General features: G+C 54.3%; 18 protein-coding genes. 9 read left to right on the forward strand and 9 right to left on the reverse strand.

The features are described 5' to 3' along the window. Positions 1 to 46: 46 nt before the first annotated feature. From parE to G506_RS0105930, 5 genes are read right to left on the reverse strand one after another with little or no spacing between them, the layout of a single operon-like run. Positions 47 to 1,936: a DNA topoisomerase IV subunit B gene (gene parE, locus G506_RS0105910; protein ID WP_028116056.1), complete on the reverse strand. Its 1,890-nt coding sequence runs from the start codon at positions 1,934 to 1,936 to the stop codon at positions 47 to 49. A 48-nt stretch (positions 1,937 to 1,984) separates the two neighbouring features. Then, a complete protein-coding gene (locus tag G506_RS0105915) occupies positions 1,985 to 2,581 on the reverse strand; it encodes a YqiA/YcfP family alpha/beta fold hydrolase (protein WP_028116057.1) in 597 nt (198 codons plus the stop codon). A 41-nt stretch (positions 2,582 to 2,622) separates the two neighbouring features. Continuing rightward, positions 2,623 to 3,450: a 3',5'-cyclic-AMP phosphodiesterase gene (gene cpdA, locus G506_RS0105920; protein WP_028116058.1), complete on the reverse strand. Its 828-nt coding sequence runs from the start codon at positions 3,448 to 3,450 to the stop codon at positions 2,623 to 2,625. Further along, positions 3,447 to 3,911, reverse strand: coding sequence for a DUF1249 domain-containing protein (locus G506_RS18995; RefSeq protein ID WP_051201943.1), 465 nt, complete (start codon positions 3,909 to 3,911; stop codon positions 3,447 to 3,449). Before G506_RS18995 ends, cpdA begins: the two co-directional genes overlap by 4 nt. Continuing rightward, positions 3,908 to 4,522, reverse strand: a complete 615-nt coding sequence (locus G506_RS0105930; protein ID WP_028116059.1) for an NUDIX domain-containing protein — start codon at positions 4,520 to 4,522, stop codon at positions 3,908 to 3,910. Before G506_RS0105930 ends, G506_RS18995 begins: the two co-directional genes overlap by 4 nt. 196 nt (positions 4,523 to 4,718) lie before the next feature. Here G506_RS0105930 and tolC point away from each other — a divergent pair, with 196 nt between their 5' ends. After that, positions 4,719 to 6,017, forward strand: coding sequence for an outer membrane channel protein TolC (tolC, locus tag G506_RS0105935; RefSeq protein WP_028116060.1), 1,299 nt, complete (start codon positions 4,719 to 4,721; stop codon positions 6,015 to 6,017). Positions 6,018 to 6,080: 63 nt separating this feature from the next. On the opposite strand, the gene G506_RS0105940 is transcribed toward tolC, so the two are convergent. Together G506_RS0105940 and G506_RS0105945 are read right to left on the reverse strand one after the other, a co-directional pair. After that, a complete protein-coding gene (locus tag G506_RS0105940; protein WP_028116061.1) occupies positions 6,081 to 6,266 on the reverse strand; it encodes a DUF2986 domain-containing protein in 186 nt (61 codons plus the stop codon). Between the two features lie 132 nt (positions 6,267 to 6,398). Further along, entirely contained in the window at positions 6,399 to 7,133 is a 735-nt protein-coding gene (locus G506_RS0105945) for an SDR family oxidoreductase (RefSeq protein ID WP_028116062.1), read from the reverse strand. Between the two features lie 344 nt (positions 7,134 to 7,477). Between G506_RS0105945 and G506_RS0105950 the strand changes: the two genes are divergently transcribed. The 7 genes from G506_RS0105950 (at position 7,478) to G506_RS0105995 (ending at position 16,891) form a co-directional block, all read left to right on the forward strand. Further along, positions 7,478 to 8,869 carry a CmpA/NrtA family ABC transporter substrate-binding protein gene (locus tag G506_RS0105950; RefSeq protein WP_035387077.1) on the forward strand — a complete coding sequence of 464 codons (1,392 nt, stop codon included), beginning with the start codon at positions 7,478 to 7,480 and terminating at the stop codon, positions 8,867 to 8,869. 64 nt (positions 8,870 to 8,933) lie between these two features. Then, entirely contained in the window at positions 8,934 to 9,908 is a 975-nt protein-coding gene (locus G506_RS0105955) for an ABC transporter permease (protein WP_035387078.1), read from the forward strand. A gap of 11 nt (positions 9,909 to 9,919) precedes the next feature. Continuing rightward, positions 9,920 to 10,762: an ABC transporter ATP-binding protein gene (locus G506_RS0105960; RefSeq protein WP_028116065.1), complete on the forward strand. Its 843-nt coding sequence runs from the start codon at positions 9,920 to 9,922 to the stop codon at positions 10,760 to 10,762. Positions 10,763 to 11,491: 729 nt separating this feature from the next. Then, a complete protein-coding gene (locus tag G506_RS0105980) occupies positions 11,492 to 13,210 on the forward strand; it encodes an ABC transporter ATP-binding protein (RefSeq protein ID WP_028116066.1) in 1,719 nt (572 codons plus the stop codon). A gap of 39 nt (positions 13,211 to 13,249) precedes the next feature. Next, a complete protein-coding gene (locus tag G506_RS0105985) occupies positions 13,250 to 14,797 on the forward strand; it encodes an ABC transporter substrate-binding protein (protein ID WP_028116067.1) in 1,548 nt (515 codons plus the stop codon). A 169-nt stretch (positions 14,798 to 14,966) separates the two neighbouring features. Further along, the gene (locus G506_RS0105990; RefSeq protein WP_028116068.1) at positions 14,967 to 15,944 is read left to right on the forward strand and encodes an ABC transporter permease; all 978 of its coding nucleotides are present in this window, start codon (positions 14,967 to 14,969) and stop codon (positions 15,942 to 15,944) included. After that, positions 15,944 to 16,891, forward strand: coding sequence for an ABC transporter permease (locus G506_RS0105995; RefSeq protein ID WP_028116069.1), 948 nt, complete (start codon positions 15,944 to 15,946; stop codon positions 16,889 to 16,891). The genes G506_RS0105990 and G506_RS0105995 overlap by 1 nt, the downstream gene beginning before the upstream one ends. A gap of 327 nt (positions 16,892 to 17,218) precedes the next feature. On the opposite strand, the gene G506_RS0106000 is transcribed toward G506_RS0105995, so the two are convergent. Together G506_RS0106000 and G506_RS0106005 are read right to left on the reverse strand one after the other, a co-directional pair. Next, positions 17,219 to 18,913, reverse strand: a complete 1,695-nt coding sequence (locus G506_RS0106000; protein WP_028116070.1) for a hypothetical protein — start codon at positions 18,911 to 18,913, stop codon at positions 17,219 to 17,221. 255 nt (positions 18,914 to 19,168) lie between these two features. Beyond that, positions 19,169 to 19,774 (reverse strand): TetR/AcrR family transcriptional regulator, encoded by a 606-nt coding sequence (locus tag G506_RS0106005; protein ID WP_028116071.1) that lies wholly within the window; start codon positions 19,772 to 19,774, stop codon positions 19,169 to 19,171. Positions 19,775 to 19,878: 104 nt separating this feature from the next. Here G506_RS0106005 and G506_RS0106010 point away from each other — a divergent pair, with 104 nt between their 5' ends. Further along, positions 19,879 to 21,906, forward strand: a complete 2,028-nt coding sequence (locus tag G506_RS0106010) for an NADPH-dependent 2,4-dienoyl-CoA reductase (protein WP_035387079.1) — start codon at positions 19,879 to 19,881, stop codon at positions 21,904 to 21,906. The last annotated feature ends 25 nt before the right edge of the window (positions 21,907 to 21,931 follow it).

Genomic DNA, 21,931 nt, shown 5'->3' on the forward strand with positions numbered 1-21,931 from the left:
CTCATCAACAGTAGAGGGTGCCGAAGCACCGAAACGGCGGCGTGGCTTAGTCGAGTTGCGCCATATCGCCGTTGCTTTCCAACCAGCTCTTGCGATCGCCGGCGCGTTTTTTGGCCAGCAGCATATCCATCAACGCCAAGGTTGCTTCGCCATCGTCGATGGTCAGCTGCACCAAACGGCGGGTATTCGGATCCATGGTGGTTTCCCGCAACTGGCCCGGGTTCATCTCACCCAGACCTTTAAATCGAGTCACCTGTACCTTGCCGCGTTTTTTCTCTTTTTCGATGCGATCGAGGATCCCCTGACGCTCGCTGTCATCCAGCGCGTAGTAGACCTCTTTACCGATATCGATACGGAACAGCGGCGGCATCGCCACGTAGATGTGGCCCAGCTCAACCAACTTGCGGAAGTGGCGCATAAACAGCGCACACAGCAAGGTGGCGATGTGCAAACCGTCGGAATCGGCATCCGCCAGGATACAGATCTTGCCGTAACGCAGGCCGGAGATATCCTCAGAATCCGGATCGCAGCCGATCGCCACCGAGATGTCATGCACCTCTTGCGACGCCAATACCTGCGAGGCATCCACCTCCCAAGTATTCAGGATCTTCCCGCGCAGCGGCATGATCGCTTGAAACTCTTTGTCGCGCGCCTGTTTGGCGCTGCCGCCGGCAGAGTCACCCTCCACCAAGAACAGCTCGCCGCGGCTGGCATCGGCACCGGCACAATCGGTCAGTTTGCCCGGCAGCGCTGGGCCTGAGGTAACTCGCTTACGGGCCACCTTTTTGGCTTTGCGCAGACGGCTTTGGGCGTTACTGATGCACAGTTCCGCCAACAGCTCTGCCTGTTCGGTATGCTCGTTAAGCCACAAACTGAAGGCGTCACGCACCACCCCAGACACAAACGCGCTGGCCTGACGGGAAGACAAGCGTTCTTTGGTCTGGCCGGAGAACTGCGGATCCTGCATCTTGGTCGACAGCACGTACGCGGCTTTATCCCAGATATCTTCTGGCCCCAACTTAACGCCACGAGGCAGCAAGTTACGGAACTCACAGAATTCGCGCATCGCCTCCAGCAGGCCCTGACGGAAACCGTTAACGTGAGTACCGCCTTGGGCGGTTGGGATCAGGTTGACGTAGCTTTCGCTGATGCTGTCGCCGCCCTCTGGCTGCCACAGTACCGCCCAATCCACCGCTTCGGTGTTGCTGTTAAAGCTGCCGATAAACGGCTGTTCAGGCAGGCACGGCCACTCTTTGACCGCCTCCATCAAGTAATCTTTGAGACCGGCTTCAAAGTGCCATTCGTAGCGTTCGCCATTAACTTTGTTATCAAATCGTACCCGCAGCCCCGGGCACAATACCGCCTTGGCGCGCAGATCGTGGATCAGTCGTGAGGCCGAAAAATTAGCGGAATCGAAATATTTGGCGTCTGGCCAAAAATGAACGCTGGTGCCGGTATTGCGCTTGCCTACGCTGCCGGTAATTTCCAGCTCTGAGACCTTTTCGCCATTTTCAAAGGCGATCTCGTGCATCTGGCCATCGCGGCGAACCTTAATTTCAACCCGCTTCGACAGCGCGTTTACTACCGAGATCCCCACCCCGTGCAAACCACCAGAGAACTGGTAGTTGTCATTAGAGAACTTGCCGCCAGCGTGCAGTCGAGTCAGGATCAACTCGACCCCAGAAATGCCCTCTTCTGGGTGGATATCCACCGGCATACCACGGCCGTTATCAATCACCTCCAGCGATTGGTCCTTATGCAAAATCACCTGAATGTCATCGGCGTGACCGGCCAAGGCTTCATCGACACTGTTGTCGATAACTTCTTGACCAAGGTGGTTAGGACGACTGGTTTCGGTGTACATCCCCGGCCGTTTTTGTACCGGTTCTAGGCCACTGAGAACCTCAATCGAGTTCGAGGTGTATTGATTACTCATCAACGATTCCAAAAATCAGGGTTAAGCGCATTGCGCCGTGATCCGCCCTTAGGCCAGATCCAAAAATGCAAAGGCTGCGGGCAGTTGTTGCTCGAAGCCGATAAAACTGTGGTCGCCGTTTGGCTCAATATGTAACTGGCACAATTGGTAGTGTGCCAACGCCAAGCGATAGTCTAGGACCTCGTCGCCAGCTTGCAGTAGCACCCGATAAGCCGCCGGATAACGAAGTCGCTCAATATGGTATTGATGCAACTGGTCGATCTGCTCGGCGGTCAGAGTAAAGTGCTGATCAGTATACGGGTTGTGATGCTCACCAATCAGCAGTGGCTTCAACACCCAAGGCGTTACCGCCGGATTGATCAGCACCGCCGACATCAGCGTGTCCGGATACTTGGGCTGCAACGTCTCAATCAGATAGGTCGCTAAAAATCCGCCCATGGAACTGCCGATGATCCGCAGCGGTTCCCCCACGGCGGCAGCACTTTCAGCAATCGGTAAGATCTGCGCGACAGCCTCGGCCGGGGTGTTGGCCAGTTGTGGCATCGCGTATGGCACCTCGGCGCAGTGCTGACGCAGATAAGCCAAGGTTTGTTGTGCTTTGGCGGAATTGGGACTGCTATTGAAGCCGTGTAGGTAGAGAAGCATAGTGTCAGCGTCTGATTAATACTTGAGCGCTGATACCTTACCTAATATCCGGTGGCGCTGCTATCGGCAATAAATTTACCATCTTTCAGACGTTTAACCTCAGTATCAAAGGTGCCATCTGGGTATAAACGCAGCAATCGGTAGCCGGGTTGCAGCTTATCCAAGACAAAATTGGTCTGCTTCGGCTTAAATTGGATGCTGGTGGACGGTACCGCCAGCAGTCGAATGTGCTGATGGTACAGATCCATCTGCTGGTGCACATGCCCCCACAGTACAGCTTTAACCTGCGGATGCAGCGCCAACATCGCCAGCAGCTGGTTGCCATTGGCCAGACAATGTTGGTCTAGCCAGACGCATTCGGTAAGCACCGGATTGTGGTGCAGTGCCACCACCGTTGGCATCTCACCGAACTGTTGTAGCATCCGCCCCAACCAATCCAACTCGTTGTCGCTTAGGTGGCCACTAGGGCGCCCCGCTACCGTCGAGTCGAGCAGCAAAATCTGCCAGTTGCCTGCGACCACCCGGCGGCCGTAATGGACTTTGTCACCAGCAAACGCCTGCTGCATCGAGTGCGGCTTGTCGTGGTTGCCCGGCAACACAAAAGTGGGTACCGGCAGAGTGGTCATCATCTGCTCAAACAACCGATAGGTGCTGTCTTGATGATCTTGGCTAATGTCACCGGTAGCCAGCACCGCATTGAGTTCCCGTTCATTTTGAATAACATTCAAAATTTCCGTCAGGCTAGCGTGCGGGTTTATCCCCAAAAACACACTATCAACATCAGTGAACAGATGCGGATCGCTTAATTGCGCCAACACCACACTGCCATTATTTGTTGATATTGATAGGGTTTCGCTTTGCTGACTCAAGGGTTGTGGCTCTCCGCCCGATGGTTAATTAAACGCCATTGATGACGCTGAAACTGCTCTAATAGCTCGGTTGCAAATAGGTTAACCTGAAACTTTTCATCACGCTGCACCATGGCGTCATTTGGGTAGGAATAAACCGGAAGAAATCTTGAAAACTGCTGCCCAGTTAACACTTCTGCCACCTGCGCGTCATGGTAGATTCGCAGTTGGATCTGCGGCAGCGGCCAACTTGGCAGGCTGCGGTCTTCGCGGCTTAATAGTACCGTTTCGGTGTATTTGGTTTGTTCGGTCAGGGTTAACTTTAACTGCAGCGGCTGGCTTTGATGGCGCCAGTGAAACACGCGTTGCTCGCCCTGCTGACGCCGCGCTTGGGTTAACAACCATTGCAACGAGCGGTAGTTGCGAGCGTACAGCGCCATCAACTTAGGCAAGTTCGGGGCGTAGCGACGGCGAGCATTCATAGTCGCAGATAGTGCAGCGCCAGCCACTGCAACCCCAAGATGGTCGGGGCGTTGTCGATGGCGCCTTGCTCCAACAGTTGCAGCGCCTGTTCGCGGCTAACGATGTGGCGACGAATGTCTTCGTTTTCACTGCCAAGACCAAAGACCTGCATCTGCTGCTGATCCTGCGGCAGCTCCACCAACGCCAAAAACAGGGTGTGACGTTCGCTGCAACCGCCGGGGCTGGGTAAATAACTGCAAATTTGCTTGAGCGATTGCGCGGTTAAGCCCGATTCTTCCAGCAGTTCTCGCTGTGCCACCTCGGCTGGGGTTTCACCCGCTTCAACAATCCCGGCCACCAGCTCTAACTGCCAAGGGTTGGCGGCGGTGCGCAGCGCTGGAATGCGAATTTGTTCCACCAGAACGAGTTTGTCTTGCTGTCGGTCATAGGCCAGCACCACCACCGCATCCCCTCGCTCAAATACCTCGCGGGTGGTGCTGGGGCTGATGCCACCAGCAAACAGCGGATGGCGAAAGGTGACCTTATCAAGGCGAAAAAAACCTTGAAATGCGGTCTCGATTTTATCAATCAAAACGTCATTACGATTGAATTTATGCGGGAATTGGTCCATTAAATATCCGCCTTCAAGTCTGCTTTCGATAAGCAGATCAGAGTACTATGTTACAATTAGGCGTTGTACTGAGAGCCATCAATTGGCCACTATTCCAGTCTATGCCACCCCTGTCAGCACCGCTCGGGGACACTTAATTTTCATTCAAGCTTTGCCATAGTCGGGCGAAGCTACCGTTTTCGACTAAGGAAGATTAATGAACTTCAAATTGCGTTCCGTCTGCCTAGCGTTAGGTCTATCGCTGACCGGCGCGGCCCAAGCCGACGACCTAATGCAGATCTACCAATTGGCGCTGACTAAAGATCCACAGTTGTTGCAGGCCGATTCCGCGCGCACCGCCGCTTACGAACGCATTGGCCAGAGCCGTGCCAGCTTGTTGCCACAGGTTAATGCCAGTATCGGTTACAGCAATGTGATTGACAGCGAAATCCGTCCAGAAACCGATTCCGCTACCGCAGGCATTACGTTAAGTCAGTCGATCTACGATCACAGCAACTACCTGAATCTGGATATCGTTAAGCAATCTGCTGCACAAGCTGAACTGCGTTTTGAACAAGCCAAACAAGGACTGATTGTTCGCGTTGCCAATGCCTACTTTGATGTGTTGTCGGCACAAGACCAGTTAGAGTTTCAACAAGCCAATAAGCGCGCTATCGAGCGTCAGCTAGAGCAGACCAAACAACGTTTTGCGGTCGGCCTAACCGCCATCACTGACGTGCATGAAGCTCAGGCACAATATGATTTGGCGACCGCCAATGAGATCACCGCGCAGAATACCGTTGAGAACAATCTGGAGGCGTTGCGGGAGATCACCGGCATGGCGCACCAACAACTGAGCACACTGGATACCAATCGCTTTAGCCCATCCAAACCAGTGCCAGCAACTCATGAACAGTGGCAAGCGTTGGCGGAGCAATCCTCAATCACCCTACTGGTAGAGAAACTGAGTGTGGATATCGCCAAACAGCAGATCGATCTGGCACGCACCGGCCATCTGCCATCCATCAGTTTTAACGCCGGTTATAACGACACTTTTGCCGGTTCAACCACCCAAGAGGGCAACGACGCCAATATCGGCATCACCGCTTCGGTACCACTGTTCTCTGGTTTCCGTGTTACCGGTGCAGTGAATGAAGCGAAAGCCAACTTCGTCACCGCCCAGCAAAGCTTGGAAGAGAATCACCGTAGCGTCGTGCGCAGCACTCGCGCTAACCTCAACAACGTTAATGCCTCACTGAGCTCGATTCGCGCCTTCGAGCAATCAGTGATCTCCGCTGAAAGCGCATTGAAGGCTACTGAAGCGGGCTTTGAAGTGGGTACTCGTACCATCGTTGATGTGCTGAACTCGACCCAGCAACTGTTTAGCGCTAAGCAAAATCTATCCAGCGCGCGCTACGGTTACATCAATGCGGTACTGGCGCTGAAACAAGCCGCTGGCACCCTGAACGATGCCGATCTGGAGATGATCAACCAAGGCTTGGCTGCGGCAAAATAGGTCGATTGCCAAACCTGGATATACACAAAGCCCGCCAATTGGCGGGCTTTCGTTGTTTTTAGCTCATTCGGCGCTTGGTTGCACTGCGGTCGGCGCGCTCTCGGCACTGGCGGTCGCAGCAGTTTCCTCTGCCAAACGGGCACGCTCCGCTTTTGAAACGTAGGCGTCGCCTTTTTTCGGCGCGTTTTTGGCGCGTTGACGCTTCGCTTGCTTGAGCAGCGTCGATTTCACTTTCTTCTTGCGGTTCACGTTGGTTAACCCTTTCAATGCGGTTGCCCGCAGTTTGCAAATGGGTTGCCGACAGGCGGCAACACGGTTGCAAAATTCCCTCTTTGCGGCGCACTAGACGCTATAGCTGCAGTATATCACTGGACTGACCCCTTAAGCCTCCACCACCGCTTGCGCATATCCGTGGTAGTGGCTCGCTAGCGATTGCGAAAACGGATCGGGATACAGATGGAACTGGCCGGTGTGCAGCGCCGCGATGATCTGCTCGGCCACATCGCTTGGACTAACCTGCGAAGTCAGCCCTAAATCGCCCACCATATCGGTGGCAATCGGCCCTGGGTGAACGCTGAGCAGTTGCACCTTGCCCAACCACTGTTTGCGCAGCGCTTGGGTGACCGAGTACGACGCCGCCTTAGAGGCACAGTAACTGGCAAAGCGATCGTTGCTGCGCAGTGACGCCACCGAGTTAAGCTGCACCAAGGCACCAGAGCAGGCTTGTAGCTGCGGCGCAAACGCCTGTGCCATGCGGATCAAACCATAGACGTTTACTTCCATCTGGCGCTGCAACGTGGCAATCATATCCTCTGCCAGCACCCCACAGGTTTGCGCCACCCCAGCATTATTGACCAGCAACTCAACGTCATGACACTGGCAAGCTAACTGCGCCAGCGCCGACTCTGAAGCTAAGTCCAGCGCCACCGTTTGCACCTTAACGCCAAAGCGCTGTTCCAATGCGGCAGTGCTGTGCACATCACGCACCGCCAAATACACCTTAGCCGCGCCATGGCTGACTAATGCCTCGACAATCGCTTTACCGATACCGCGATTGGCGCCGGTGACCAAGGCCACTTTGCCAGCAACGCTAAATCCTTGTGGCTCTGTTGCCATCTTTTCCTCTGCCTCAATCAGCTAATGCCAATATTGTACGCCGAGTTGACGGAATCTCCCCCCTCACAGATAGCCGCAATCGCCTCGTCCATTCACTGGTTATAAGGCACAGCAATCATCCGATACCGTCCGGCTGAAATTTTGGTGCAGCGGTTGCACCAGCACGGCCCAGCGCAGTTGCAGTTTGCTCAGAGCCCTCGCCGCAAACCCATATCACTAGTGCAACCAACGCATTGGCATCGACTTTGCTGAAAGCCCTAAACAACCACCGACACGATTTCGCAACTCGGCGCTACCGCGCTCCCCAAGGGGCGTCGAGTCTTTTCTTTTTTAGGAGGAACATCATGGCGCTTAGGCTTGCACACACCACCACATCACGTTGGCTCGGTAAATTTCTACTGGCAGCCGGATTGTTGCTAGGCAACGGCAGCGCCAGCGCCGAGGCCTTGGGTTATCCAGAGAAAGAGGAGTTAACCTTCGGCTTTATTAAGTTGACCGATATGGCGCCGATCGCCATCGCCTACGAAAAGGGCTACTTCGAAGATGAGGGGCTGTACGTCACCATCGAAGCTCAAGCCAACTGGAAAGTGTTGCTGGATGGGGTGATTGATGGTCGCTTGGATGGCGCGCACATGCTTGCGGGTCAGCCCATCGCCGCCACCATCGGTTACGGCACCCAGGCGGAGATCATCACCCCGTTTTCAATGGATCTGAACGGCAACGGCATCACCGTTGCCAACGAGATTTGGGCAAAAATGAAAACCAATATTCCCAAGCAAGCCGATGGCAAACCGGTGCACCCGATCAAAGCCGACGCGCTAAAACCGGTGGTCGAGCAGTACCGTGCCGAAGGCAAACCGTTCAATATGGGAATGGTGTTCCCGGTCTCAACCCACAACTATGAACTGCGCTACTGGCTCGCCGCTGGCGGCATTCACCCGGGTTACTACGCACCGCATAAAGGCGACACCTCTGGGCAACTGCAAGCACAAGCGCTGCTGTCAGTCACCCCGCCACCACAAATGCCAGCCACCTTGGAAGCCGGCACCATCTACGGTTACTGCGTTGGCGAACCGTGGAACCAGCAAGCGGTGTTTAAAAACATCGGCGTACCGGTGGTCACCGATTATGAGATCTGGAAAAACAACCCAGAGAAAGTGTTCGGCCTAACCAAAGCCTTTACCGAGCAATACCCCAACACCACCATCCGCTTGGTTCGGGCGCTGATCCGCGCGGCGATGTGGTTGGACGCCAACGACAACGCCAACCGACCTGAAGCGGTTAAAATTCTGTCGCAATCAAACTACGTTGGCGCCGATTACGAGGTGATCGCCAACTCCATGACCGGCACCTTCGAATATGAGAAAGGCGACAAGCGGGCGGTGCCAGACTTCAACGTGTTCTTCCGCCATCACGCCACCTATCCCTATTATTCCGACGCCATCTGGTATCTAACCCAAATGCGCCGCTGGGGCCAGATCAGCGACGACCAACCGGATCAGTGGTACTTCGATGTGGCACAAAAGGTCTATCGCCCCGATCTCTATCAAAAAGCCGCCGAAAGCCTGATTGCCGACAAACTCGCAAGCGCCGAGCAATTCCCCGACTTTGCCAATGAAGATGGCTTTCGCAGCCCGCAAACTCACTTTATCGATGGCATCGTTTATGACGGCCAGCAACCGAATCAATACCTCGAGAAATTCGCCATCGGCCTGAAGGCTGGCGACAAATTGTAATGGCTCATCGGTGAGCCGCGGCCTTGTACGACAAGGCTAAGGCTCCCGCATCACCGGAGGCCCTATGGCGCTACCCTCGCTCCCCCCACAACTGGATCCCCGCCGTTTGCAATGGCGCGAGCCGCTGCAAGCGCTGCTGTTACCTAGCATCGGCATCATCGCCTTTTTACTGTTGTGGGCGGTCACCGCTGGCAACATCAACACCTCTCTGGGGCAATTTCCGGGGCCGGCGCAAGTGGCCCAGCAGAGCGTTAATTTGATCAGTGAACACCGCGCCGAACGCGCCAAAGAGGCGGCTTTTTATCAGCGCCAGCAGCAGCGCAATGCCGAGCGGATCGCCAACGATCCCAGCTACCAACCCAAGATCCGTGCCTACACCGGCCAAGCCACCTTTTTAGATCAGATAGCTACCAGTCTGAAAACCGTCCTTAGCGGCTTCGCCTTGGCGGCCGTGATCGCCATCCCCTTAGGCTTGGCGATTGGTCTAAAGCCACTGCTTTATCAGGCGTTTAACCCGATCATTCAGATCTTTAAACCGGTTTCTCCACTGGCGTGGTTACCGCTGATCACCATGGTGGTCTCGGCGCTGTACGTTAGCCCCGAGCCGATGCTGGCAAAATCCTTTGTTAATTCGATGCTGACCGTAACCCTATGCTGCCTGTGGCCGATGGTGATCAACAGCGCCGTCGGCGTCAGCAATCTCAACCGAGACTGGCTCAATGTCTCGCAGGTGCTGCAGCTTTCTTGGTTTAGCCACCTGCGCCAGATCGTCTTACCGGCGACGATCCCGGCGATCTTCACCGGCATGCGGTTGTCGCTTGGGGTGGCGTGGATGGTGTTGATCGCCGCCGAGATGCTGGCGCAAAACCCGGGACTGGGAAAATTCGTTTGGGATGAGTTTCAAAACGGCAGCTCCGCCAGTTTGAGCCGAATCATGACGGCGGTGTTGGTCATTGGCCTAATCGGCTACCTATTGGATCGCACCATGCTGCTGCTGCAACGTTGTTTAAGCTGGGATAAAGCCAGCGCTAAAGTGTAAGGAAAGCCACCATGAGCAGTCATCTGGATATCAGCCACATCGACGTGGTATTCGACACCCCCAAAGGGCCATTCACCGCAGTCAAGGATGTGCACTTACAGCTGAACAAAGGCGAATTTGTCAGCCTGATTGGCCACTCTGGCTGCGGCAAGTCAACAGTTCTCAATGTGGTGGCGGGACTACAACAAGCCAGCCAGGGCGGGGTTATCCTTAATGGCAAAGAGGTCAACGCGCCTGGTTCTGAACGGGCGGTAGTGTTTCAAAACCACAGTCTGCTGCCATGGTTAACCGCGTACCAAAACGTGGAACTGGCGGTGCGGCAGGTGTTCGGTAAATCCAAAAGCAAACAAGAGCAAAAACAGTGGATTGAACACAACCTGCAGCTGGTGCATATGACTCATGCGATGCACAAGCGCCCCGATGAGATTTCCGGCGGCATGAAGCAACGAGTTGGCATTGCCCGCGCCTTAGCGATGCAGCCACAAGTGTTGTTATTGGATGAGCCCTTCGGCGCTCTGGATGCACTGACCCGCGCCCATCTGCAAGATTCATTGATGGCGATCCATGCCGAACTCGGCACCACGGTGATTATGATCACCCACGATGTTGATGAAGCAGTATTGCTATCGGACAAAGTAGTGATGATGACCAACGGCCCCGAAGCCACCATCGGTGAGGTGTTGCAAGTGAACTTGCCACGACCAAGGGATCGCATTGCGCTGGCGCGAGATCCCGCCTATAGCCAATACCGTTCGGCAATTCTGAGCTTCTTGTACGAAAAACAGCGCAAAGTGGAGCCACTGGCAAAAGTCGCTGCTGGTAAACCGCAGCGGCAGTCTGGAAAAGTCGCCTAAACATTAGAAAATCTAATCCAAAATACAAGATTTTCTATTGAGAATGATCATGCATAATTTATTCAAAACCGTCGGCTTATGGCGGTTTTGTCACTTCTTAGCAAAAACAATCAAAAGCCAATAAAAACAACAACATACAAAAAGTCGCAATTTCACCCAGCGACCACCACAAGTTGCCACCGCTTGGCATTCCTGTTCGCCTGCGAGACAGTTTCACGGCGCAACATCACGCTGATTTGCAAGCCACATCACCACCAAAACCAGCACCAACACCACAAAAACCACAACAAATCCAACCAACATCACAGCAATTAATAACCAGTGGCATAGATGTCGATAACCAATGCTGCATTGTTAAAGAAAGTGAATTCAGCACTTCAATAAAAAACCCTAACAATCAAAACTTAAATCAACAATAACAACAACTTAAATGAAGGCCCGACGTATCACTGATTTCATTAATGTAAAATTCACGTTAGCCCGCTCGATTTACCAAGCCCATTTGCGAGATATAACTCACAAAAGCGCTTTTTGTGGATTGCGGTCACAACCTCCTCAGCGATAGCGTGAAACTGCATATCCATTCAAAGCGATGAAAACCGCAACAGCGTCATCGCTTTGAAGTTAAGCAAATAATGCCCCCAAGAACCGGGCTGGTCGGCGCCAATACCGACCAATAAAGAGTCACAACAGTGACCAGAAAAAAGATAAAAAATCTAACGAGGTCGTATGTCTCTGCTCAAGGTAAATAAACTCCGGATCGAGTTTCCCTCCCGTCATGGCGTCGCAACAGCGGTTAATGACATCTCCTTCACTGTTGAAGCGGGTGAGATCCTTGGTGTGGTCGGCGAGTCCGGTGCCGGTAAATCAACCGTGGGCAACGGCATCATTGATCTGCTTAGCCAACCGGGCCGAGTTGCCGGTGGTGAAATCACTCTCAATGGCACGGTGATCTCCGGCCTTAGCCAAGCACAGATGCAGCAAGTCCGCGGCAACCGCATCGGTTTTATCTTCCAAGATCCGATGACCTCGCTAAACAGCCTGCTGACCATTGAACAGCAAATGGTTGAGACCATCGTCACCAACATGGGGCTTGGCAAAGAGCAAGCGTTTGAACGAGCGCTGGATCTGCTTAAGCAAGTTGGTATCCCAGAGCCAGAGCATCGCATCAAGCAGTACCCACACCAGTTCTCTGGCGGGATGCGTCAGCGGGTGGTGATCGCCATCGCCATGAGCTGTGAGCCAGAATTTTTGATCGCCGACGAACCGACCACCGCGCTTGACGTATCGGTGCAAGATCAGATCCTCAAGCTTATCCGCGAGATGTGTGAAAAACGCAATGTTGGCTGCATGCTGGTAACCCACGACATGGGCGTAGTCGCCAACGTCTGTGACCGCGTCGCGGTGATGTACCGCGGTGATCTGGTGGAGCTGGGCACCACCGAGCAGATCCTGGGTAACCCACAGCACGCCTACACCCAAAGTCTGATCAGTGCGGTCCCACGACCAGACATCAAGCTCGATCGTTTCCCACTGGTGAACTACATCGAAAAGGCGGAAGACACCCCGCAGATCGACGTCAAAAACCACTGGTTGGGACAATCTCAGGATTTCATCAAGCACGATGGTCCACTGCTGGATGTACAGAATTTGGATCTGTACTTCACCATCAAAGACAGCATCTTCCCTTCCCGTCGCGAACTGCTGCACGCCACCAATAATGTGTCGTTCCAGATCCAGGAGGGGGAAACCTTTGGCCTGGTGGGTGAATCTGGCTCTGGTAAATCGACCGTAGCGCGGATCATCGCCGGTTTGCAGCAACCGGACGGCGGCGTCATCAAGTTTGAAGGGATCGATCTGACCGCCATGAAGTCTGAGCGCGAGCGTCGTCCGCTGCGCCGCCAGATGCAGATGGTGTTCCAAAACCCATACACCTCAATGAACCCACGGATGAAGGTGCTGGACATCATCGCCGAGCCAATTCGCTTCCATAAATTGGCGCAAAACGAGCAACAGGTACGGCAGATCGTCGCCGACCTGCTGGATCACGTTGGTCTGGGCGCCAAATCTGGCATTCGCTACCCGCACGAGTTTTCCGGCGGCCAGCGCCAGCGGATCTCCATTGCTCGTGCGCTGGCGACCCGACCACGACTGCTGATCTGCGACGAGCCAACCTCGGCACTGGACGTATCAGTGCAAGCGCAGATCTTGAACCTACTGAAAGATCTGCAAGATGAGCTGAACCTATCGATGCTGTTTATCAGCCACGATCTGCCGGTGATCCGCCAGATGTGCGACCGCATCGGGGTGATGCAGCGCGGCACTTTGTTAGAAGTGGCGCCAACCGAACAGCTGTTTGAAAACCCACAAACCGAGTACACCCGCTCTCTGATTGGGCTGATGCCACGGATGAAGCAGTTTCAAAGCAACACCGCCAACGTTGCTTGATTAACAACAATAAAAATCATCACCATAGGAAGTTAAACAATGAAAGCTCTGTCAAAACTCAGCATTGCTCTATTGTCTGCCGGTTTGATGTTCGGTGCCCAAGCGGCCGACATCACCGTGGCCTTCGACGCCGATCCAGTGTCGCTGGATCCGCACGAGCAGCTGTCCGGTGGCACCATGCAGATGGCCCACATCTCGTTCGATCCAATCGTTCGCTTTACCCAAGATCTGGGCTTTGAAGCGCGTCTGGCCGAAAAGTGGGAGCGCGTTAACGACACCACCATGCGCTTTCATCTGCGCAAGGGCGTTAAGTTCCACAGCGGCAACGAGCTGACCTCCAAGGACGTCGAGTGGACTTTCAACCGCATCATGACTTCCCCAGACTTCAAAGCGATCTTTGCCCCATTCAAGCAGATCAACGTCGTTGACGATTACACCTTTGAACTGGAAACCCATATCCCGTACCCGCTGATGCTGCAGTCACTGGCGCACCTGTTCCCAATGGACAGCCAGTTCTACAGTGGCACTGACGCTAACGGTCAAGACAAAGGCGCCTTGGTTAAGCACGGTTCCACTTTCGCTTCTACCAACCTGTCTGGTACCGGCCCATTCATCGTTAAATACCGTGAGCAAGGCGTGAAGATCGAGTACGTTCGTAACCCGAACTACTGGGACAAAGGCTCTGACGGTAACGTTGACAACATGACTCTGGTACCAATCAAAGAATCCGGTACCCGCGTAGCAGCGCTGCTGTCTGGCGACGTCGATATGATCTCGCCAGTGGCCCCAACCGATCACAAGCGCGTTAAGAGCACCAAAGGCATCGATCTGGTGACCATGGGCGGCACCCGCGCCATCACCTTCCAGCTGAACCAAAACACCAACCCAGCGCTGAAGGACGTGCGTGTTCGCCAAGCGATCATCCACGCCATCGACAACGTCGGTATTGCGAAGAAGGTAATGCGTGGCTTTGCTACCCCGACTAACCAGCTGAGCCCGAAAGGCTACGCCGGTTACAACGACAGCTTGACCACTCGCTACGATCTGAAGAAAGCCAAGCAACTGATGCAGGAAGCTGGCTACGCTGACGGATTCAAGATGACCATGATCGCCCCGAACAACCGTTACACCAACGATAAAAACATCGCCCAAGCGGTAGCAGCGATGCTGGCGAAAATCGGCGTTAAAGTTGATGTGAAGACCATGCCAAAGGCGCAGTACTGGCCAGAATACGATCTGTGTAAAGCCGACATGCAGATGATCGGCTGGCACCCAGATACCGAAGACAGCGCCAACTTCATGGAATACTTGGTGATGAGCCGCGATGCCAAAACCGGCTTCGGTCAATACAACTGCTCCTACTCCAACCCAGAGTTAGACAAGCTGGTGGTAGAGGCCAACAAGGCCACTGATGAGGCGGTTCGCTCGAAACTGCTGCAGCAGGCTGAAAAGCTAGCCTACGACGATGCCGCACTGGTGCCACTGCACTATGAAAACCTGGCTTGGGGCGCTTCCGACAAACTGGATATCGCTCCAATCGTTAACCAAATCAACATGCCGTACTTCGGCGATTTGGTGGTTAAGTAACAGCCCCAATGCTGGCGGCCTAACTGATGGCCGCCATTGTCAGCCTCAAGGAACTGAACGCTGACAACATGCTTTGGGGGTAAGTCATCGAACGAATTATTACCTTGAGGTTCGTGTCGAGTTAGCGGGCTTATCCCCTTTTTTGGTTTTACCCTTTCGGATCGTATTTATGTTCACTTTTCTGATCCGTCGGTTGGCTCAAGCCACCGTCGTAATGTTCATCATCTCGATGATCGCATTCTCCATCCAAGACAATCTGGGCGATCCGCTGCGTGAGATGGTGGGTCAAGCAGTATCCGAAGCCGAACGGCAAGCGCTGCGTGACGAGATGGGCTTGAACGATCCGTTCCTGACCCAATATTCGCGCTTTTTGAAAAACGCTGTGCAAGGCGACTTGGGTGATTCCTACTTCTTTAAAAAACCCGCGCTAGAGGTGATTGGCTCCAAGATGGTCGCCACCCTAGAGCTGGTGTTTGGTGCCTTGATTATCATCGTTGGCTGCTCGGTTCCGGCGGGGATCTACTGCGCCATTAAGCCAAACAGCTTCGGCGCCAAATTGATTATGGGCTTCTCCACTGCGGGGATCTCTGTCCCAGTATTCCTAACCGCCATTTTGCTGATGTACCTGTTCTCGATTGAACTGGGTTGGTTGCCATCCTACGGCCGCGGCGAGACCGCCAACGTGCTGGGCTGGGAATCGGGGTTCTTCACCATCGACGGTCTGCTGCACTTGGTGTTGCCATCGGTAGCGCTGGCGTCAATCATGCTGCCGCTGTTTATCCGTCTGATCCGCGCCGAGATGGTGGAAGCGCTGCAAAGTGAATACGTCAAGTTCGCCAAGGCCAAGGGCCTCAACATCCGCCGCGTGTGGTACGTGCACGCCTTTAAAAACACCATGCTGCCGGTATTGACCGTGGGCGGTGTTCAGGTCGGCACCATGGTGGCATACACCATTTTGACCGAAACCGTGTTCCAGTGGCCGGGGATGGGCTCGATGTTCTTAGAGGCGATCAACCGCGTTGATGCGCCGCTGATCGTCGCCTACGTGATTGTGGTTGGCCTGATCTTCGTCGCCACCAACACCATCGTTGACCTGCTGTATGGCCTGATCAACCCAACCGTGAACCTGACTGGGAAGCAATCTTAATGAGCACCAAATCTGCATCCGAGCTGTCATGGTGGCAGCGTGTTGTCCAATCGGATCTGTTTTTCTTATTCCGTAGCGACAAAGTAGCAATGGCCGCCAGTGCGGTGTTGCTGGTGATGGTGGTAGCCGCCTTCGCCGCCCCTTACATCGCCCCACAAAACCCATACGATCTGGCGACGCTGGACATCATGGATTCCGAGTTGCCACCAAGTTGGGACGAGGATATGGGTGATGAACGCTTCCTGCTGGGCACCGATGACCAAGGCCGCGATGTGTGGTCAACCATTCTGTATGGTTCGCGGGTATCGCTGCTGATCGGTTTCTGTGCGGTTATGCTGCAAGCGTTTATCGGTATTGCCGTCGGCCTGACCGCCGGTTACTTCGGTGGTCGTATCGATAACCTGCTGATGCGCGCCGCTGATATCCAGTTGTCGTTCTCGACTCTGATGGTGGCGATCATCATCTCTGCCATTGTTCAAGCGACGCTGGGTTCAGAGCTGTACAGTCAGTACGCCATCGTCATGCTGGTGCTGATCATCGGTATCGCCGAATGGCCACAGTACGCCCGTACCGTGCGCGCCTCGGTACTGGCCGAAAAGAAAAAAGAGTATGTCGATGCGGCGCGGGTGATGGGCTTTAAATCGTTCCGGATCATGTTCCGCCACATTCTGCCGAACACCATGACCCCGATCCTAGTGATCTCCACCGTTCAGATCGCCAACGCGATCATGAGCGAAGCGGCGCTGTCGTTCCTAGGCTTGGGGATGCCGGTAACCGAACCGTCACTGGGCAGTCTGATCTCCATCGGCTTTAACTACATCTTCTCCGGTTCTTGGTGGATCTCCGCCTTCCCAGGCATCGTGTTGGTGGTACTGGTACTGGTGATCAACCTGCTCGGCGATTGGCTGCGTGACGCCTTTAACCCGAAGTTGTACAAAGGCTTGTAACGTTTACCCAAGCCAAGCTTAAAAACAAAAATCCGCGCCGAAGCGCGGATTTTTTATTGTCTACCTAGGGCTTGTTGACGTTTGGTGTTCAGAATTTGGTCGAGGATAGCAGCTGTCAATCGAGGATTGCGGTTGAAGGCCCTCTCTTCTGAAATCAAAATCAGGGCTCTACGTCGAAATCGTATGACGAAGAGTGACAGCTGTTAGTCCGACCCTGCAAGGCGCCCTCAATGGCCACGGAACAGCAAAACAAACCGGCCAAGTTCAATTTGCTTTCAAAAGTAGCCAATAACGGGCGCAAAAATATACGGTAAAGGTCAACAAGCCCTAACTACCGCCGTCGCCATCACCTCCAGCACCAGTACCACCAGTACCACCAGTACCACCGGTAGGCGTGCCGGCCGCACAATTATCCACTGGAAACTCTAAAGTTAGAGCTTGGTCATCAGTAACCGAGACGGTTTGGCTTACGGTTTGTTCGCCCAGTTGTTCGCTGTAGATAAGGCCTTTGACTTGATAACTGCCATTGGTCACGGCCAACGTAGCAGCGGCATCTGCGGCCGGCGTAATGGTTCCCATCAAACGGTTCTGCGGCTGAGCAAAAACCTGCACCACCCCCGGTTGCGAGATCACTTCATCGGTATCGCTGCAACGGCTTTGCAGCGCAACCGATAAGGCGGAGGTATCGGGCGCATCAATGGTGATAGTCGCGTCATTAAGCTGACAAAAATTGCCACTAAGGCTGCCGTCGCCATTTACCGTAATTGCACTGCCATCAGCACGGTTAGCAGAGACGATCAACTGCTGGCTAAAATCGCTGCGGGACAACACCTTGATATTACCAATGCCATCCTGTGGCACCCGATAAAAAGTATGCTGCCCCATCCCAGAGATGTACTTGCTCTTCGACCAACCGCCACCAGCACGAGTAAAGGTGACTCTTGGTGCGTAATCGCTACCGTTGGTTTCAGCAAAGTTCAAACGAATATTGCAGCGACGACCATAAAAATCGAGGTTGTAGTAGGACAAGTGGTCAATTTGGGTCACAACACTAAAGGTATTACTATCGGCGTCCAATGACCCGACTGTCGCACGACCTTCGGCGCTCCATTGCCCCGACGTTTCATCAAAAGACCACAGTGGGATCTCGTCCCCAGTCTGCAATAACTCGCCTGTATCAGGATTGACGCTATCGGCAGATACCGCAAAACTCAGATCAACCGGTTCCGAAAACTCGGAAACCACTTGGCCGCTGTCGCTTTGCAATTGGATGGCGGTAAAGCCAGCCGAGGTAAATACCACCTCAGCCAGATCGGGATCGGGCTCGCCACTTTCATCCAAAATAACATCGGGTGCTAAGCCCCCAGGGAAGGCGTCCAGCGCCGATTCATTGCTGCCATTACCATTGGGTTCGTTTGAGAAATAGACGACGTTAGCGGTAATGTTGCCAGTCACCGGCTCTCCTTCGGCATCCATCAAGCCAACTCCAGCACCGATCTCAAGTTGTGCAGCACCGCCAGCCACGGCATCGGCATTGCTATCGGCCGCATCCGGCACTGGGGTTTCAATAACCACCGCTGCGGCGGTCAAACCATCGTCACCAACCGCTACCGGCGCTTCGACAGCGGCAATGGCAAGATCGTCTGACGCGGGAGCTAAAGGCGTAAACACTACCGAAAACTCCTCATTTGCCTGTTCACTACTGCTCGGAACGGTGATGCTTTGCCCAGTTGTGAAAAAACCATCGACGCTGGCGAATAGCTCGACGTTGAACTGATCAGCACTACTGGATGCGGTACGGGTTAGTACGATACTGCCATCATCCGTCACATAGCTGTCACCGTTCAGAGTCGCCCCTTGAACGAATAAGCTGGCGGCCTGCTCGCCACTCAAGTTAAAGCTAACCGCAGTACCCTGCAGCACTCCGCTATCGATGCTTTCAAATGTTATCGATACCGGATTTTCAAATACTTGTGCCGGTGGCGGCGGCACTTCACCGGAGATTCCATCAGGGTCTCCCATGTCATCAGTGCTGCTCGAGTTGGAACAGCCAACCAGTGCTATTGCCACTCCAACCAAAAGTAAACTCTGCCACTTCGGCAGCCGATAGGTCCTTGTCATCGTTAGTCCTTGTATTATTTGCTAGCAGCCAACTATTTCAACCATAGTTGCCGTGACAAGGTTCCTCAAGTGACTGAAAGTGATAAATTAACAACCAATTACTTTGGTTACTGAATAACAATCACCCGCCATTTCTGCGCCATGAAGATGGTCAAGCTAACGCCGGACAAACAGCGCCACCGCACAATCGATCATCTCACCGACGTGGCTGGCATCAGCGTAAATGCCATCATTAACCAAGCGCGCAATGCCATGCATTGCGCCCCAGATCACCTGGGCCAATCGCAGTGGCGATTGCTCGGCTGGCAGCAAGCCTTGCGCTTGCCACTGTTTCGTCATCTCCAACTGCTGGGCAAAGCAGGGATAAGCCGCCTGTTTCAACTCTTCGGTCTGCTGCTGGTTGTGCCAGATGGGACTACCAAACATCAATTCATACATCGGCGCTGATGCAGTAGCGAAGGCGATGTAATCGCGAAAAAACAAGCTAAAGCGCAGCTCGGCGCTAAGGCTATCGTCCTCAAATAACCGCTGTGCCTGTTCGGTGCGCTGGCGAAAACCCTCGGCGGCGATGGCACTTAATAACTGCCCTTTGTCTTTAAAGTGGTGATATGGCGCGGTTCGAGAGACCCCGACCCGCTCTGCCAGTTTGCGCAGCGACAAGCCGTCGATGCCCTCAGTAAGCAGCAGTTCGGTGGCGGCGGCGATTAAGGTTTGACGCAGATCACCATGATGATATGGCGTGCGGGTTATGGTCTTTTTCATTTACAGAGTAGTAACAAGCAATCTTGACAGTGTCAAAATAGCCCTCTAACTTGACGATGTCTAGATTAACTTTTGAGCGACCACAAGATCACGGAGAGATAGCCATGGCCAACGCCTACCCGCACCTGCTTACCCCACTGGATCTGGGGTTTACCACCCTTAAAAACCGCGTGTTGATGGGTTCAATGCACACCGGATTGGAGGAAGCACCCAACGGCCATCAGCGGATGGCAGCCTACTATGGCGAGCGCGCCAAGGGCGGCGTTGGCCTGATTGTCACCGGCGGCATTGGCCCCAACCAAGAGGGCGCCACTCACGCCAAAACCCACGGCTTGGTCACCGATGAGGATGTCGCCGGCCATCGACTGATTACCGATGAAGTACATAAGTACGATGGCAAAATCTGCCTGCAAATCCTGCACACCGGCCGTTACGCCTATAACCCTAAGTTGGTGGCTCCGTCCGCGATCCAAGCGCCGATCAATCCATTTGTGCCTAAGGCACTGGAAGCCGACGAGATCGAAAAGCAGATCGCAGATTTCGTCTTTACCGCCAAACGTGCTCAAGACGCCGGCTACGATGGCGTAGAGATCATGGGCTCTGAGGGTTACTTCATTAACCAGTTTATCGCCCAGCGCACCAATCAACGGGATGACGACTGGGGCGGTGCTTATCAAAATCGGATCCGACTGCCGATCGCCATCGTTCGCCGCGTCCGCGAAGCGGTCGGCGCCAACTTCATCATTATTTATCGCCTATCGATGCTGGATCTGGTCGAAGGAGGCTCTAGCAGTGACGAAATCATCGAGTTGGGTCTGGCCATCGAACAAGCCGGCGCCACCATCATTAACACCGGCATCGGTTGGCACGAAGCGCAGATCCCCACCATCGCCACCAAGGTGCCCCGCGCTGCCTTTACTTGGGTAACCGCCAACTTCAAAAAGGCGTTGAACCTGCCGCTGATCACCTCTAACCGCATCAACACCCCAGATGTGGCCGAAACCGTACTGGCTCGTGGCGATGCCGATATGGTGTCGATGGCGCGGCCGTTCTTAGCCGATCCGGAATTCGTTAACAAAGCCGCCGCCGGCAAAGCCGATGAGATCAACACCTGCATCGGCTGCAACCAAGCTTGCCTCGATCATGTGTTCAATATGCAGATGACCAGTTGCTTGGTGAACCCACGCGCTTGCCACGAAACCGAGTTTGTTATCACCCCAACCACCCAGCCAAAGAAAATAGCCGTGGTGGGCGCCGGTCCTGCTGGCCTTGCTGCTGCCACCACCGCCGCCAGTCGCGGCCATAAGGTGGCGCTATTCGACAAGGAGTGGGAGATCGGCGGCCAATTTAATATCGCCAAGCAGATCCCCGGCAAAGAGGAGTTCTACGAAACCCTGCGCTACTTTAAACGCCAATGTGAGATCCACGGCGTCGAGTTGCATCTTGGGGCCAGCATCAATGCTGAGGCCCTGAATAACAGCGATTTTGACGAGGTGATCATCGCCACCGGGATCAGTCCACGCACACCGGCCATTGACGGCATCGACCATCCGAAAGTGCTCAGCTACCTTGATGTGCTCAAGCACAAAGTGGCGGTTGGCGACAAAGTGGCGGTGATTGGTGCCGGCGGCATCGGCTTTGATGTCAGCGAATACCTGTCACACCAACATGGCCGAGAGTCCGCCAGCCAAGACATTCCGCAGTTTATGGCCAACTGGGGCATCGACATGACTTTCAGCGCCCGTGGCGGCATCGAAGGCGTCAAACCGCAGATGCCAGCCAGCCCGCGGCAGATCTTCTTGCTGCAGCGCAAAACCAGCAAGGTTGGCGCTGGCCTTGGCAAAACCACCGGCTGGGCCCACCGCAAAGAGCTACTGATGAAAGGGGTCACCATGCTCAACGGCGTCAGTTATCACAAAGTGGATGACGCCGGGCTACACATCGAGATCGATGGCGAAGCGCAGTTGCTGCCGGTGGACCATGTCATCGTCTGCGCCGGCCAAGAGCCACTACGAGAATTGGTGGATGGCCTGAATAAGCCACACCATTTGATTGGTGGTGCGGACGTCGCCGCCGAGCTGGATGCCAAGCGGGCGATTGCCCAAGGCACTAAGGTGGCGGCCGCGCTGTAGGCGCGCACAAAGCCAATTTTCGGGG

Origin of the sequence: Ferrimonas senticii DSM 18821 (assembly GCF_000422665.1) — a bacterium.
GTDB lineage: Bacteria > Pseudomonadota > Gammaproteobacteria > Enterobacterales > Shewanellaceae > Ferrimonas > Ferrimonas senticii.